10 protein-coding genes are annotated in these 14,876 nt (G+C 74.2%); 3 read left to right on the forward strand and 7 right to left on the reverse strand.

The features are described from left to right. Nucleotides 1–96 precede the first annotated feature (96 nt). The 6 genes from HYQ63_RS32130 to HYQ63_RS32155 all read right to left on the reverse strand — a co-directional run bounded on the left by HYQ63_RS32130 (nt 97) and on the right by HYQ63_RS32155 (nt 9,042). The gene (locus HYQ63_RS32130; RefSeq protein WP_257232276.1) at nt 97–729 is read right to left on the reverse strand and encodes an iron-containing redox enzyme family protein; all 633 of its coding nucleotides are present in this window, start codon (nt 727–729) and stop codon (nt 97–99) included. Nucleotides 730–831: 102 nt separating this feature from the next. Next, nucleotides 832–1,812, reverse strand: coding sequence for a radical SAM protein (locus tag HYQ63_RS32135; RefSeq protein ID WP_179937300.1), 981 nt, complete (start codon nt 1,810–1,812; stop codon nt 832–834). Beyond that, nucleotides 1,809–2,948 (reverse strand): radical SAM protein, encoded by a 1,140-nt coding sequence (locus tag HYQ63_RS32140; RefSeq protein WP_179937301.1) that lies wholly within the window; start codon nt 2,946–2,948, stop codon nt 1,809–1,811. The genes HYQ63_RS32135 and HYQ63_RS32140 overlap by 4 nt, the downstream gene beginning before the upstream one ends. Nucleotides 2,949–3,078: 130 nt before the next feature. Further along, a complete protein-coding gene (locus HYQ63_RS32145) occupies nt 3,079–5,646 on the reverse strand; it encodes an FtsX-like permease family protein (protein WP_179937302.1) in 2,568 nt (855 codons plus the stop codon). Between the two features lie 2 nt (nt 5,647–5,648). Beyond that, nucleotides 5,649–6,416: an ABC transporter ATP-binding protein gene (locus HYQ63_RS32150; RefSeq protein ID WP_257232277.1), complete on the reverse strand. Its 768-nt coding sequence runs from the start codon at nt 6,414–6,416 to the stop codon at nt 5,649–5,651. Between the two features lie 49 nt (nt 6,417–6,465). Beyond that, nucleotides 6,466–9,042, reverse strand: coding sequence for an FtsX-like permease family protein (locus HYQ63_RS32155; RefSeq protein ID WP_179937303.1), 2,577 nt, complete (start codon nt 9,040–9,042; stop codon nt 6,466–6,468). A 166-nt stretch (nt 9,043–9,208) separates the two neighbouring features. Between HYQ63_RS32155 and HYQ63_RS32160 the strand changes: the two genes are divergently transcribed. From HYQ63_RS32160 to HYQ63_RS32170, 3 genes are all read left to right on the forward strand, one after another. Next, on the forward strand, nt 9,209–12,367 hold the full coding sequence (locus HYQ63_RS32160) for a BTAD domain-containing putative transcriptional regulator (protein ID WP_179937304.1): 3,159 nt from the start codon (nt 9,209–9,211) through the stop codon (nt 12,365–12,367). An 80-nt stretch (nt 12,368–12,447) separates the two neighbouring features. Continuing rightward, nucleotides 12,448–13,167 (forward strand): 3'-5' exonuclease, encoded by a 720-nt coding sequence (locus HYQ63_RS32165; protein WP_179937305.1) that lies wholly within the window; start codon nt 12,448–12,450, stop codon nt 13,165–13,167. An 80-nt stretch (nt 13,168–13,247) separates the two neighbouring features. Then, a complete protein-coding gene (locus tag HYQ63_RS32170; RefSeq protein WP_179937306.1) occupies nt 13,248–13,829 on the forward strand; it encodes a TIGR03086 family metal-binding protein in 582 nt (193 codons plus the stop codon). Nucleotides 13,830–13,838: 9 nt separating this feature from the next. On the opposite strand, the gene HYQ63_RS32175 is transcribed toward HYQ63_RS32170, so the two are convergent. After that, on the reverse strand, nt 13,839–14,747 hold the full coding sequence (locus HYQ63_RS32175; protein WP_179937307.1) for a phosphotransferase enzyme family protein: 909 nt from the start codon (nt 14,745–14,747) through the stop codon (nt 13,839–13,841). Nucleotides 14,748–14,876 lie beyond the last annotated feature (129 nt).

Consider the following 14,876-nt stretch of genomic DNA (forward strand, 5'->3'; position numbering starts at 1 on the left):
GTAGGGTGTGTGGTGCGGGAAATTCTCGGGTCGCGCCGTTGCCTTTTTGTTCGGGCGGCGATCTGCCGCTCCCGTCCCCCATGTCCCTCCTCGGACCTAGGCGTTGGCGGTCGTCATTGCCGGATGGGCATCGAGCACCGTCGCGAGCGCGTTGTTGGCGGCGTCGATGGAATGGAGAGCGCTGAGCCCGATCGCCGTGACCAGTTCCGGCGTGAGCGGCGCCTCGTCGAGGGTGCGCATCAGTTCGTCGCGGTGCTTGATGTCGAGCGCGGCATGGCGCTCCAGGGTGCGGAAACCGGTCCGCGGGAACCCGGTGCGGCGCATCAGCTCGGGCACCAGCTCCGTGGACGGCGGATTTCCCTCCAGGACCGCGATGTGGCCGAGCAGACAGGCCGGGTGATAATGCTGGATCCAGTAGTACTGGGCGCCGACCAGGTTGGCCACGGAAGCGGTCGGAAGGCGGCGCAGCGGCTCGTCGGGATCGCATCCGATCGCGGCGAGATCCTGCCGGAGCCATTCGTCATGGCCCTGTTCCTCGCGGATGTGCCGGGTGAAGTACGGTACGAGCGCGGCGGCGACCGGATCGTCGTCGGCCAGTTCCCGGCAGCGGGCCACAGCGCGTTCCATCAGCGGCACCGTCGAGCGAATGGAACTGTGCAGCATGCAAAGGTATTCGGGATACAGCTCGTTCAGCCGCGGGGAATTCCATAGCCTGCGGGTCGTCGCCATGAGCTGGGGGAGCAGGAGGCCGGTTTTGGCGCGCAGGGCCTGGCTGTGCCGTGTCATATCAGAACGCCTTTTCCGTGATGTTCCCGTGGATGAACCCGTGGATTAGGAATTCAGGGTGGCGATCGCCGCCAGCATCCGGTCGCTTTCTCCCGCGGACCTGCGCTTCGTCATCGTCCAGCACAGTCCGCAGATGGATGAGAACTGCCGGTCGGCCAGGTCGCTGAAGCCGGGGAGGCCGGTGAGCGGTCCCGGTCCGACGGTCCCGAGCGCGGTGAAGAAGGCGTCGTTCGTGAAGTCGGTTACGGCGGCCGCCACATCGGAGCCGTCCGCGCAGTCCCGGCGCAGCGCCGCCGGGCCCGCACCCATGATCACGGACTCGTTGCAGCAGGCCGTGACCCGGCCGTCGTAGCGCACCACCGCGGCGTCCACGACGTCACAGGGCCCGAAGGAGCGCCCCGAGTGCCGCACCGGCTGGGCGTACAGACCGGCGCCCCGGCCGTGCGGAAGGCCGTGGGTGGGCACCAGTTCGGCGTGGTCGGCCCAGTCCGGTCCCAGCGCCGCGGCGAGCGATTCGCGGGTGCGGTCCAGGGTGTCGCCCTCGTCGATGGCCTGGACCACGATCGGCAGCCCGTGCCGGGCGATGATCCGCGCCGCGTTCCGGAACCGCTCGGGCCCCTGGCTCGCGACATGGTGGGCGTCGGTGCTCAGGTAGACGGCCGCCGACTGCTCCAGGACCCGGTGGATCCACTGCGGGGCGTGGTCGCTGCGGGCCCAGAAGCCGCTGGTGTAGAGCACCACGTGCTTGCCCGCGGCGGCCAGCCGGGTGACCGCGAGGGCCAGGGCGCGCCGCTCGACGAAGGGTTCGCCGCCGGAGATGCCCACCATCCGCAACTCCGGCAGGGCGGCGAGCCGGTCGACGATGGAGGCGAAGAGCGCGTGGTCGGTGATCCGCGGGCTGTCCGGGCGGGAGTCCACCGAGCAGTGGGCGCAGCCCACCGGACAGCGGTCGGTGATGAACAGCAGCACCGAGGCGCCCCGGGTGCGCCGGATGCTCAGCACCTCCCGGTGGCCGAGCCGGCTCATGCCAGGCTCCCCGCGGGTGTTCTGCGCGACGGATCGTGGCCCAGGGACACCAGGTCGGCGTACTTGGCGATGCCGTATTGCCGGGCGAAGGCCAGCGGTCCGGCCTCCACCAGCAGCGATTCGGTCTGCCGCTCGATCAGCCGGGTGGCGGGCCGGTCGGCCAGCTCCCGGACCGCCCGGGGTACTGCCGTGTCCTTGGAGAGCACCCAGCAGGTCTCGCAGTATCCGGCGCTGCCGCAGCCGTCGCCGATGCTCCCGCCGTTGCCGCCGCTACTGGCCTCGCCGGTGCGGCCATGGCGGTCCATCAGGTATTCGGGTCCCGCGGCCCGGATCGCCCGCACCATCGGGTTCTCCAGCGCGCGTTGCTTGATGGCGGGCCAGTCGTCGCGGGCGATGTGGCCCAGGTAGAGATGGGGCGGCAGCGGTACCTTGCCGTCCATCACGTCCTGGTTGCCGCACGCCGTCACCTGCCCGTTGAAGCCGATCACGGGCCAGGCGGAGACCGCGCAGGGCGAGGGGTCGACGGTGGACTTGGGCAGCGGCATGCGCTTGAGCAGCCAGGCGTCGGCGCGGCCGTGCGGGCTGATCGGGGCCACCAGCATCGGCACCCGGTCGTCGAAGACCCTCCGCACCTCGGCGGTGATGTCGGCGAGATACGGATCGTCCGGGCCGAGGCCGGTCAGCTGGAGGCTGACGTCCTTGCCCTCGTCCAGCAGCTCCCGCAGGATCCGGAAGACCGAGGCCCGGGGCACCTCCTCCTCGTGGAAGCGGTCGAGGCTGGCCGAGAAGTGGTCGACCGCGTCGATGGCCCGCTTGAGCGGCCGTGGAATGCGGCCGCGGTCCGCGAAGTAGAGGCCCGAGAGGACGTGGGAGCGGGACCCGGCGGCACGTGCCAGTTCGGCGATCTCCCGTACCAGACGGGGCCGTAGCAGGGCCTCGCCCCCGGACATGAGCACGAACTCCGGCCGGTTTTCCGGTGTGAAGGATTCCGCGAATTTCCGGAACATCTGCTCCGGATATTCCTCACTGTCCAGCATGGAACTGGTGGAGCAGTGCTTGCAGTGCAGCGGGCACCTTCGGGTGATACCGAAAAAGACGGCGGAGGCCGGCACCGGTCGGTAACGCAAGATCTCCATGAGGTGCACCAGGAATCCCCCTCCTGTGACGGCTCATTGGGGTGTTGCGCTTTCTATGGTGCGGCGCCGGCCTTGAATCGAACTTTGGCGCCGGTTGCGAACTGGTTTTCTAGTCCGCTGTGAAATGGCGTCAGGCCGCCGGAAGGGCTCCGTCCGCCCGATTGCGCAGGGCCAATGCGGCCGGAAGGGCCGTGGACACCAGGGCCAGTGCGGCGACTCCGGCGAGCACCAGGGTGTAGCCGCCGGGAGGAATGCTGAATTCCATGGATCCGGTGAGCGCCCCGTTGGCCCCCGCGAGGCCCGCACAAGCGATGGCCGTGCCGACCGCGGCGCCGATCAGGACCGCGATGAAGGTCTCCAGATAGAGCATGCGGCTGATTTGTCCCCGGCTCGCGCCCAGGAGCCGCAGCAGTGCGAACTCCCGCGCCCGCTCGGCCGTTCCCATGAGAAGTCCGTTGACGACCGAGACCGCCGTGAACATCACCAGCACGGACAGCACGAGATAGGTGCCGGTGGTGTTCTGCGCGAGGGCGGTGCGGGTGGCGGAGGCGTATTGCCCGACATCCGTCACCTTTGCCGTCGGATGGTCGCGCACCAGCGCCGCGGCCGCTTCCCGCAGCCGCTTCTCCTCACCCGATTTCGCCCGCACCAGCACCGAGTCGTCCAGTTTCTGATGCATATGGGAGGCGAGATAGCGCTCGGAGAGCAGAATGTCGCCCAGCCCCAGCGGCCGGTCGAATACCGCGCCGACGGTCAGCGACACCTTCGTACCGTCACCGAGCCAGCCGCGCAGCCGGTCGCCCACGTGCAGCGAGTGCTCCTTGGCATGGGTGCGGCTGACCGCCACCGTGCCGTCCTTCGCGAGGCTCGTCAGCGCACCCTCCCGCAGCCCCAGGTCGAGCACCTTGGCCGCGGCCGCCGGGTCCAGCGCCTGCGCCCCCAGGACGTCCGGGGTGCCCAGCACGTACGACACGAAGGTGGTCGAACGGGTCGCCGCCACCGCCTCCGCGCCCGGCAACCGGCGCGCCGCCGCCACCACATCGGGCGGCAGCCCCGGCGCGTCCCGGGGCAGGAGCACCACATCGGCGCGGGTGCGGCGGTCGGTCTGCTCGGCGGTGATCCGGTTCAGCGACCCGGTGACCAGCAGCACCGTGCACGCCATCGTCGTGGTGAGCATCAGCGCCGACGCCACCGACGCCACCCGGCGCACCGAGGTGCGGGAGTTGGCGTGCGCGAGCCGTCCGGTGGCGCCGATCCAGGACACCAGGGCGCCCAGCGGCGGCTCCAGCACCCGGGTGAGCAGCGGGCCCAGCAGCACCGCGGCCCCCATCAGCAGCATCACGACCAGGTACTGGAAGGCCACCCCGACCTCGCCGCCGATGTGCTGGGTGGCGAGGAACAGCGCGATCCCGCCGCCGAGCGCCACCAGAGCCAGCAGCAGCCGGGTCACCGGCATGATCCGGCGCGGCGCGGCCGCCTCCTGGAGCGCGTCCGCGGCCCGGATGCGGGCGACCCGCCCGGCGGCGAAGACCCCGGCGAGCAGGGCGAGCAGCAGGGTCGCGGCCGCCGCGATCAGGAACGGCACCGGCCCCACCACCAGCTCGTACGCGGACGGCACCGAGCCGCGGTCCCGCAGCGTCCCCAGGACCACGGTGGCCAGCGGCACCGCGAGCGCGAACCCGGGCACCAGCCCGAGACACGCGGCCAGCACCGTCTCCCAGGTGACGACGCGCCGGACCTGCCAGGGCGTCGCCCCGACCGCCCGCAGCAGCGCGATCTCATGGGTGCGCTGGAGGACGCCGAGGGCGATGGTGCCGCCGAGCACGAAGACGGCGAGGAAGCCGCCGAACCCGGCCATCGGCCCGAACAGCAGCGTCGCGTCGTCCAGTTGCCGCGTGGTCTCCGGCGCCCCCGCCTCCGCCCGTGCGTCCCCGGTGAGCACGTCGGTGCCCGGCTCGTCGAGCGCCTGCTTCAGCCGCCCGGCCAGCTCGTCCGCGTCCACTCCCCGCGCGGGAAAGACGCCGACGGCCGCGGCCTCGCCGCCGGCCCGGGACAGCCGCTCGGCGGTGGCCGCGGAGAAGAACAGCGCCGACTGGTCGGGCAGCGCGTCCCGGCCGCTGGGCGCGGCGACGCCGGAGACCCGGAACCGCTGGGTGCCCGAGTCCGTGACGACCCGTACGGTGTCGCCCGCCTTCAGGTGTGCGCGGGCCGCGACCGAGGCGTCCACCGCGACCTCGTCGTCCGCGCCAGGAGCCTGTCCCGAGCGCAGCGTGAACGGGGTCAGCGCGGCGGCCTCCCAGGCGTGGCCCTGGGCGGGCCCGTCCTCCGGTCCGGCCAGCGGCACCCCGTCCGTGCCGACGGCCTGGGCGTAGAACGGGGTGTCGGCGACCACCCGGCCCACGCCGTCGACCGCCCGCACCGCGTCGACGGCCCGTTCGGTCATCCGCGGCGGCTGGTCCAGGGGATAGTGCTCATGGTCGACGTTCTGCCCCGATCCGGTCCTTACGACCAGGTCGGGATCCATGCGGACGACGGCCGCCGTGGCGCCGAAGCGATCCGTCTCCGGGACGGCCCGCAGCCCCGACTCGATCAGCACTCCGCACGCGGCGAGCAGCATCGCGGCCAGGGCCGAGGCGCACAGCGCGCCGATGAATCCGTACCGGTGGTGCCGGATTCCGCCGAGAGCGAGGCGCAGCACCGTCAGGCCCCCATCCGGGCCATGCGGTCGGCGACCCGCTGCGGCGTCGGGTTCTCCATCGCGTCGACCAGGGTGCCGTCGGCGAGGAACAGCACCCGGTCCGCGTACGCGGCGGCGCCCGGATCGTGGGTGACCATGATCAGGGTCTGGCCGGTGCCGTCGACCACGTCGCGCAGCAGCCGCAGCACGTCCTGGCCCGACGACAGGTCCAGGGCGCCGGTCGGTTCGTCGGCGAAGACCACCTCGGGCCGGGTGACCAGGGCGCGGGCGACGGCCACCCGCTGCTGCTGGCCGCCGGACAGCTCGGCGGGCCGGTGGCCCAGCCGCTCGGTGAGCCCGGTGCGGTGCACCACGTCCCGCATCCAGTCGCGGTCCGGCCGCTTCCCGGCGAGCCGGAACGGCAGCAGGATGTTGTCCTTCGCGGTCAGCGACGGCACCAGGTTGAACGACTGGAAGACAAAGCCGATCCGCTCCCGCCGCAGCAGCGTCAGCTTGTGCTCGCGCAGCCTGCTGATCTCGGTGTCGCCCAGGAAGACCCCGCCGGAGGTGGGGCGGTCAAGCCCGGCGGCGCAGCGCAGGAACGTGGACTTGCCCGAGCCGGACGGCCCCATGATGGAGGTGAACGACCCGGGCGGCAGCGCCACGGTGACGCCGCGCAGCGCGTGGACCGTGCCGTCCCCCCGGCCGTAGCGCCTGGTCACGTTCTCCAGCCGCATGGCGGGGAGCGTGCCCCGCGTGGTCATGCGCGCCGTCTGATCCGGCAGCGTCATCAGATGCCTTCCTCTCCATGGTCGTTCATCGCGTCGTCAGAGATGTCACTCAGCGCGCGGGCCGCTCGCGCAGCATCCGCCAGGCCGGGACCAGGGCCGAGACGAGCGCGAGCGCCACCGCGCCCGCGGCCGCGGCGAGGAGGAATCCGGGCGGGCCGCTGATGTGGACGCCGCCGGTCAGCGCCAGGCTGGTGGCGGACAGCACGATCCCGGCGACCGCCGCGCCGAGCAGCACTCCACAGCCCGCGACGACCACGCTCTCCCAGGCGACCAGGGCCAGGACGTTCCGCCGGGTCGCCCCGATCAGCCGGAGCGTCGCGAACTCCCCGGTCCGCACGAGCGTCGCCATGACGACCGTGTTGGCCAGCGCGAGGGCCGTGAAGGCGGCGATGAGCGCGCTGAAGAGATAGACCGGCCAGGTCTCGTCCACCGCGCCCGCGGCCCCGGCCTCCTCGACCTGGTCGCGGTCGGCGGCCCGGACCGAGGGCCAGGCTTGCGTCAGCCGCGCCAGGTCCCGGTCCAGGGAGGGCCGGTGGTCCGGCCCGGTGACCAGGTAGACGGCGTCCAGCAGCGGGTCGGGGGTGTGCGGGCGCAGCACGGCGGCGGGGACGACGAGGTCGGCGAAGCCGAGGGAGCGGTCGAAGCGGGCGCCGATCGTCAGCTCCCGCCGGGTGCCGTCGGGCAGCCGCAGCCGGATGCGCTCGCCGGTCTTCCAGCCGTACTCCTTGGCCTGCTCCACGCTGACCGCGACCGCCCGCCCGGCGGTCAGCCCGCGCAGATCCCCGTCCTCGAGGTGGATGTCCAGGGCGCGGGTCACGTTGTCGTCGGCGCCCAGCGCCCGCGCGGTCACGCTCTCCGCCTCGTCGGTGTGCACGGACGTACGCACCCAGGCGGTGCTGGTCGAGGAGACCGCGGTCACGCCCGGCAGCCGCGCCGCCTCCTCGGCGAGCCCCGGCGGCAGCCCCTCCGCCTTCTGCGGCAGCAGCACATGACCGGCCGTCAGCCGCTGCCCTGCCCAGTCGGCCGCGACGTTCTGCTGGGTGGTCTGCATGAACAGCGCCGATACGGCGAAGCCGACCATCAGCACGATCGGCACCGCTGCGGCCGCGACCTGGCGCGGCGCGGCCGTGGTGTTGGCCAGCGCCAGCTGCCCGGTGCGCCGGGAGAAGGCTCGTAGGAGCGCTCCCACAAACGGCGTGAGGGGCCGGACCAGCGCGGGACCGAGGGCGGCCGCCGCGATCAGCAGCGTCAGCACGCCGCCGAACGCCAGCCCCGCCCCCGACAGCCCGCCCATCGAGATGCCGAACGCCAGGAACAGCCCGGTGAAGACGAGGAAGGCCAGCCCGGTCAGCAGCCGCGACCGCGGCATCCGCCGCTCCGGCGCCGCCGCCTCGCGCAGCGCCTCGGCCGGGCGCACCCGTGCGGCGCGGCGCGCGGCCGACCAGACGGCGAGCCGGGTGATGACGAGCCCGGCGACGGCGGCCCCGGCCAGCGGCCACGGCCCGACCTCGACCCTCAGCTCCTCCGGCGCGATCCCGAGCGAGACCAGCGCGTCGGCCAGCGGCCCGGCCAGCGCGGCGCCCGCCGGGATGGCGATCACCCCGCCGACGATCGCGACCAGCAGCGTCTCCCAGCCCAGCATGCGCTTGATCTGACGGGGCGTGGCGCCGACCACCCGCAGCAGTGCGATCTCCTGGTAGCGCTGGAGGATCGCGAAGGCGAAGCCACCGGCCATCACGAACAGGGCGACGAACACGGCCAGAGAGCCCATGGACACCACGAAGACCAGGGTGTCGATGAAGAGCACATCGCTGGAGGAGACCTCGGTCTCGCCGGTGTCGGTCAGCACCGTCACCGCCGGGCCCGCACCGAGCGCCGCGCGCACCCGGCTCGCCACCGCCTCCGGATCGGCGTCCGAGGCGGTGGTCACCGCGATCGCGTGCACCCGGTCGCCGTCCGGGGCGAGCCGGGCTGCGGTGTCCGGGGCGAAGAACAGCGCCGACTGATCCTTCGTCAGCCCGCCGCGCGGCCCGGCGGCGATGCCGCTCAGCCGGTACGTATCGCGGCCCTCGGCCCCGGTCAGCACGGTGACGGGGCCGCCGACCCGCAAGGCCCCGCGGCGCGCCGTGGCCGCGTCCACCACCACCTCGTCGTCCGCGGCCGGGGCCCTGCCCGCGCGCAGCGTGTACGGGGTGACGCGCGCGCTCGCCCAGGAGTGGCCGAAGGACCGGGTGCTCTGCTCGGGGGTGACGGGGCTGCCGTCCGAGCCCACCGCCTGCGCGTAGAAGGCCAGGTCCGGGACGGCCGAGCGGACGCCCTCCACGCCGCGCACCGTCTCCACCAGCCGGGCCGGAACGGGCGGGCGCGGCACCAGCGGCGCTTCCACGTCGCCGAACCCGGGGCGGTGCTCCTTCCCGTCCAGGCCCACGTCGGCGTTGCCCGCGACCACCAGGGACGCCCCGTGGAAGCGGTTCGGCTCGCCGTGGCCGCGCAGCGCGGACTCCAGCAGGATCCCGGCGGAGGTGAGCAGCATCAGGGCCAGCGTCACCGCCGCGAGTGACCCCGCGAACAGGGAACGCCGGGCGCGAAGCGTACTGAAGGCGAGCCGCAGCACGGCGCTCCTCATGTCGAGATTCGTGTCGACCGCCTGATCGGCAAGACACCCCCTAGGCAGCATCCTCCGCCGGTCTGTCCGAATTCTGTCCGCCGTCTGTCCGTTTGGGCCGTCCGTGTCGGCTGGTCCGGGCCGGTTCGCGGGACAGCCGTACCCGTCCCATGGTCCGATATCACCCATGGAGTTCGAATTACTCGGCGACCTCACGGTTCGTAACGGCTCCGGCATGGCGCTCGTCGTCGCCGGAGCGCGGCCGCGCGCCCTGCTGGCCCTGTTGCTGCTGCACGCCCCCTCGGCGGTCAGCACCGGCCGGATCCTGGACGAACTGTGGACGGGGGCACGAGCCAAGGACCCGATGGCGGCCCTCCACACGGCGGTGGCCAAGCTCCGCCGCGCCCTCCAGCCGCACGCCCCCGGCCTGGTGGTCACGGGTCCCGCGGGCTACCGGCTGGACCTGACCGGGCACACCGTCGATGTGCGGCTGCTGGACGGGGAGTTGGCGCGCGCCCGCGCCACCGAGGACCCCGGCCGCCGGGCGGCCCTGCTGCGCGCCGCGCTCGACCGGTGGTCCGGGACCCCGCTCGCCGGACTGCCCGCGCTGCCGTTCGTCCAGGCGGAGCGGGCCCGGCTGGAGGCGCTGCGGCTGACCGTCCTCGAAGAGCGCGCCGACGCCGAACTCGCCGCGCACGCCGCGGCGGGCGGGGTGACCGGGGGAGCGGCCGGTGGAGCGGATCCGGCCGATCTGGTCGAGGCGCTGCGGGCCGCCGCCCGGGCCGACCCGGACCGGGAGCGGCTGCACGCCCTGCTCATCCGCACGCTCCAGGCGTGCGGCCGGCAGGCCGAGGCGCTCGGCGTGTACCGGGCGGCGCGCGCCGATCTGCGCGAGCGGCTCGGCATCGAGCCGGGACGCGAGATGCGCGCCGCCCAGCAGGCCGTCCTGCGCGGCTTCTCCGGTACGGGGACGGGCACGGGGACCGCGACGGCGACCGGCACCGCGCCCGGGACGGTGCGCGCGCGGCGCGGCCCCGCGGCCGATGCCACCGCCCACCCGGGCCTCCCGCACGGCGCCGACTTCGTCGGGCGCGGCCCCGAACTCGCCGCGATCGCCGCCCAGCTGGCCGAGGCCCGGCTGGTCACCGTGACCGGCACCGCGGGCATCGGCAAGACCCGGCTGTCCCTGGCCGCCGCGGCCCGCGAACAGGAGGCCGGTGCCACCGTCTGGCGGGTGGACCTGGTGCCCTGCTCACCCGCCGACGTACCCGGCGCCGTCGCCGCGGCCCTGGGCATCGCGCCCGGCCCTGCCGAAACCCTCGCCGACCGGATGCGGCTCGCCATCGACCGCGCCCCCCGATGCCTGCTGCTCCTCGACAACTGCGAACACCTCACCGAGGCCGCCGCGGACCTCACGGCCCGCCTGCTCGACGCCTGCCCCCGGCTGCGGGTGCTGGCCACCAGCAGGGAAGGGCTCGGCGTCGCCGGGGAATCCCGCCTCGCCCTGCGGCCGCTGACCGACCAGGACGCCATCCGGCTCTTCCTCGACCGGCTCGCCAGGGTCTCCCCGCCCGCCGCCCGCGCCGCCAACTGGGACGAGGTCCGCGACCTGTGCGAGGCCGTCGACCGGCTTCCGCTCGGCATCGAACTCGTCGCCCCCAAGGCCGCGTCCACCCCGCTGCCCGTCATCGTCCGCCAGCTCCGCACCCGCCGCGGGCTGCTGGAAGTGCCGCTGCGCTCGGCCGACGCCCGCCACGGCACCCTGCGCGCCGCCCTCGACTGGAGCTACCGCCTCATCACCGACGAGGAGCGGGAGGTGTGGCGGGCGGTGTCGGTGTTCGCCGCGCCCTTCACCGTCGACGCCGCCGAGGCGGTCGCCGGGCCCGGCGCGGGCGACACCCTCGCCCTGCTCGCCGAGAAGTCGCTGCTGGTCTACGACCCCGGCCCCGGCAGTCCCCGCTACCGGATGCTGGTCTCCTTGCGCCAGTACGCCCGGCAGGCGCTCGCCGAGCGCGGCGAGGAGACCGGCGCGCTGCGCCGCCACGCCGACTGGGTCGCCGCCCTCGCGCACCGCACCGACGCCGCGCTGCGCACCGGCAGCGGCCCGGCCGCCTTCGCCGAGATGACCGCCGTGACCCCCGAAGTGGCCTGCTGCCTGGACTGGCTCCAGGACAGCGCCGACCCCGCCGACCGGCTGCTCGGCTCCCGCATCGCCACCCATCTCTCCCTCTACTGGATGGCCGCGGGCCAGCGCCAGGAGGGCCACCGGCGGCTGCTGCGGGCCCTGGAATCCACCCCGCCCACCGCCGACTGGTACGCCGAGACCCTGGCCTGGTGCGGCTGGCTGGGCGTCAACATCCGCCGCGCCGGGGACGACGACGAACTGCTGCGCCAGGCCCTGCCCGCCGCCGAGAAGCGCGGCGACCCCGCCGTGGTGACCCTGGTCGGAGCGCTCGCCCTCACCGCCCACGTCCGCCAGGAGCGGCTGGCCGAGGCGCGCGAGGTGGCCCGGGCGACCGTCTCCGCCCTCGACGAGCACGGCCACCGCTGGGAGACCGGGGTGTGGCAGCTGTTCCACAGCGAACTCCTGGTCGCCGAGGACGAGCGGCGCGCCGCCCTCACCTCCGCCATGACCGCCCGGGAGCTGCTGACCACCCTCGACCCGCACTCCGCCGCCACCGCGCAGATCATGACCGGCATGGCGTACGAGCGGCTGGGCGAGCGCGCCCTGTCGGTGCGCGCCTTCCGCGCCGCCCACGACGAACTGCGGCTCATCGGTGCCGAACACGAGGCCGCCTACGCCAAGGCGGTGCTCGCCTGCGCGGCCGCGGGCGACGGCGACTGGGACGACGCCACCTCCTTCGCCGACGCCCTGGAGACCTACGCCCGCGAGAGCGCCGAGGGCTATCTGCTGGCCAAGGTGGAGACCGTACGGGCGCTGGCCGCCCGCGCCCGCGGCGACCTCGACCAGGCCGAGCGGCTGCATCTGCGCGCCTCCGAGCGCTACCGATGCGACAACCGCCCCGAATGCGCCGCCCATGACCTCACCATGCTCGGCGTGGTCGCGGCCGAGCGCGGCGAAGCGGTGCTCGCCCAGGTCCGCTGGGAACACGCGCTGCGCACCGCCCGCCTGTCCAAGCGCCGCTACGCCGAGGCGCTGCCGCTGCGCGGCCTGATCGCCCTGCGCGAGGCCCAGGGCGACGAGACGGCCGCCGCCGAGCTGCGCGAGCGGCTGGCGCTCACGGTCCGCGAGGCCTCGCCGTCGCGGACCACCGAGTGCCCGTTCCACCTCGCGGTCTCCTCGATCGCGTGCGACGAGACCGCCCGCGCCCTGTCGGGCGGTTGACGGGCCCGGCGCCCGTTGTCAGTGGTGCGTGCGAAGGTGGCGACACCTGGGGGAAGCACAACAAAGGGAGGGCAACCGCCATGGGCTGGCACAGGGAGCTGCTGATCGGGTTCGATCTGGAGACGACGGGCACCGATCCGCGCACGGCACGGATCGTGAGCGCCGCGGTGGTCGAGGTGCGGGGCGGGGAGCCGATCGGACGGCACGAGTGGCTGGCCGCGCCGGAAGTACCCATTCCGGACGATGCGGTGGCCGTGCACGGGATCACCAACGAGCGGGCGGCGGCCGGTCGGCCCATACGCGAGGTGGCCGACGAGATCGCGGACGTGCTGGTGGCGCACTGGCGCACGGGCGCGCCGGTGGTGGCGTACAACGCGGCGTTCGATCTGAGCCTGCTCGCCGCCGAGTTGGACCGCCACGGGCTGCGCTCGCTGGGCGAGCGGCTGGGCGGCGCGCCCACCGGCCCGGTCGTGGATCCGTACACGATAGACCGCGCCGTCGACCGCTACCGCAAGGGCAAGCGCACGCTGGAGGCGGTCTGCGGGGAGTACGGGGTGGCGCACGAGCGCGCCCACGAGGCCGGGGCGGACGCCCTCGCCGCGGTGCGCGTCGCCTGCGCGCTCGCCGAGCGGCACCGGGAGGTCGCCGGTCTCGAGCTGTGGGATCTGCACCACAAGCAGGTGGGGTGGTATGCGCACTGGGCCGCCGACTTCCAGTCCTGGCTGCGCCGCAAGGGCACCCCGGACGCGGTCGTGGACGGCAACTGGCCGCTGCGTGAGGCGCGGGCGGCGGTCGGGTAGTCCCGGGGCACCGATGAGTTCCCGCCGCCCGGCCGGTCCGTACAGGTGAGGGGGAACGGACCGGAGAAGGAGAGTGAGCGATGACCGACCAGACCTCACGTATCGACCTCGGCCCCGCGGCCCAGCGGGTGACGGCGCTGCTCAGCGGCGTCTCGGACGATCAGCTGGGGGCGCCCACGCCCTGCTCGGCCTACTCCGTGGGAGATCTGCTCGACCACTTCATGGGGCTGGCCACCGCCATGCGTCAGGCCGCGGAGAAGCACCCCGGTGAGAATCCCGGTCTTGGGCAGGCCGAGAGCCTGGACCCCGACTGGCGCCGGGAGCTGCCCCGGCGGCTGGAGGCGATGGCCGCCGCATGGCGGGACCCGGCTGCCTGGGAGGGCAGCACCCAGGCCGGCGGTGTCACCCTGCCCGCCGAGGCCATGGGCGTCGTCGCGCTGGACGAGCTGGTGATCCACGGCTGGGACCTCGCCCGCGCCACCGGGCAGCCCTACGACTGCGACCCGGACAGCGCCGAGGCGATCATCGGGTGGCTGTCGTCGTTCCCGGACGAGGAGCGGCCGAAGGAGATCTTCGGATCCGTCGTCGCCGTGCCCGAGGGCGCGTCCGCGCTGGACCGCGCCGTCGCGCTCAGCGGCCGCGACCCCGCGTGGACGGCGTGAAACCGCGCTTCAGAAGGCGTACCAGCGCACCGCCGCATCGCCCTCCCGCAGCGAGGCGACCCGACGGCGGAACTCGGCCAGCGCCGCCGGGTTCCCCGGCGCGTGCTGGGCCACCCACGCACAGCTGGCCGTCTCCCGCGCGCCCCGCAGCACCGCGCACCCCGGCCACTCCCGCACGTCCCAGCCGTACGCCGCGGTGAACTCGTCGTACGCCGCCGCGCCGAGCCCGTAGCGGTCCCGGGACAGCGCCATCACCACGAGGTCGTGCTCGCGCAGATCGGTGGCGAACGTCTCCAGGTCGACCAGGACCGGACCGTCCGGCCCGATGTGCACATTGCGCGGCAGCGCGTCGCCGTGGATCGGACCGGGCGCCAGGTGCGGGGTCAGCTCCGCGGTGGCTGCCGCGATGTCGTCCCGGCGGGCGCGCAGATACGCGGCGTCCGCCGGATCGATCGCCTCCCCGGCCAGCCGCAGCCAGCGCTCGACCCCGCCCAGCAGATCGCGGCGCGGCAGCGCGAGGTCCGGCGGCGCATCCGGCAGGGCGTGCACCCGCCGCAGCAGCGCGGCGAGGTCGCGCGGCCCGGCGGGGCGCTCCGGCGGCGGGAGCTGCTGCCAGTAGGTGACCAGGTGGCCGTCGTGCGCGAGCGGCTGCTCCGCGCCGCCGAAGCGGCGGTCCGGGCGCACCGCGGGCACCCCCTCCCGGGCCAGCCAGTCGGCGACCCGCAACTCCCGCGCCGCCCGCTCCCGTACGGCGAGGTCGCGGCTGACACGGACCACCAGGGAGAGGTGGTCGAGGGCGAAGACGGCGTTCTCGCCGAGCGCCAGCAGCCGGGCCCCGGTGGCGTCGCCCGTGCCGTGCGGCAGTGCGGCGGCGAGCACCGCCCGCGCCCGCTCCTCCGTGAACCCCGCGTCCGCCACGCCGCACCTCTCCTGCCCGCTGCCGAAGCCCTGCCCGGCCGGGCAGGACCGCCCGGGCCGGACCCCCGGCCCCGGACGGCCCAGTCTCGCACCCGGCCGGTCACCCCCGGCCGCTGCTGGCCGCCCCTG

It is taken from the genome of Streptomyces sp. Rer75 (genome assembly GCF_013414305.1).
GTDB lineage: Bacteria > Actinomycetota > Actinomycetes > Streptomycetales > Streptomycetaceae > Streptomyces > Streptomyces himastatinicus.

Coding starts and splice junctions, on each gene's coding strand:
- HYQ63_RS32140 (WP_179937301.1), bottom strand. CDS start 2,948: ATGGAGATCTTGCGTTACCGACCGGTGCCGGCCTCCGCCGTCTTTTTC.
- HYQ63_RS32155 (WP_179937303.1), bottom strand. CDS start 9,042: ATGAGGAGCGCCGTGCTGCGGCTCGCCTTCAGTACGCTTCGCGCCCGG.
- HYQ63_RS32130 (WP_257232276.1), bottom strand. CDS start 729: ATGGCGACGACCCGCAGGCTATGGAATTCCCCGCGGCTGAACGAGCTG.
- HYQ63_RS32165 (WP_179937305.1), top strand. CDS start 12,448: ATGGGCTGGCACAGGGAGCTGCTGATCGGGTTCGATCTGGAGACGACG.
- HYQ63_RS32170 (WP_179937306.1), top strand. CDS start 13,248: ATGACCGACCAGACCTCACGTATCGACCTCGGCCCCGCGGCCCAGCGG.
- HYQ63_RS32160 (WP_179937304.1), top strand. CDS start 9,209: ATGGAGTTCGAATTACTCGGCGACCTCACGGTTCGTAACGGCTCCGGC.
- HYQ63_RS32150 (WP_257232277.1), bottom strand. CDS start 6,416: ATGACGCTGCCGGATCAGACGGCGCGCATGACCACGCGGGGCACGCTC.
- HYQ63_RS32135 (WP_179937300.1), bottom strand. CDS start 1,812: ATGAGCCGGCTCGGCCACCGGGAGGTGCTGAGCATCCGGCGCACCCGG.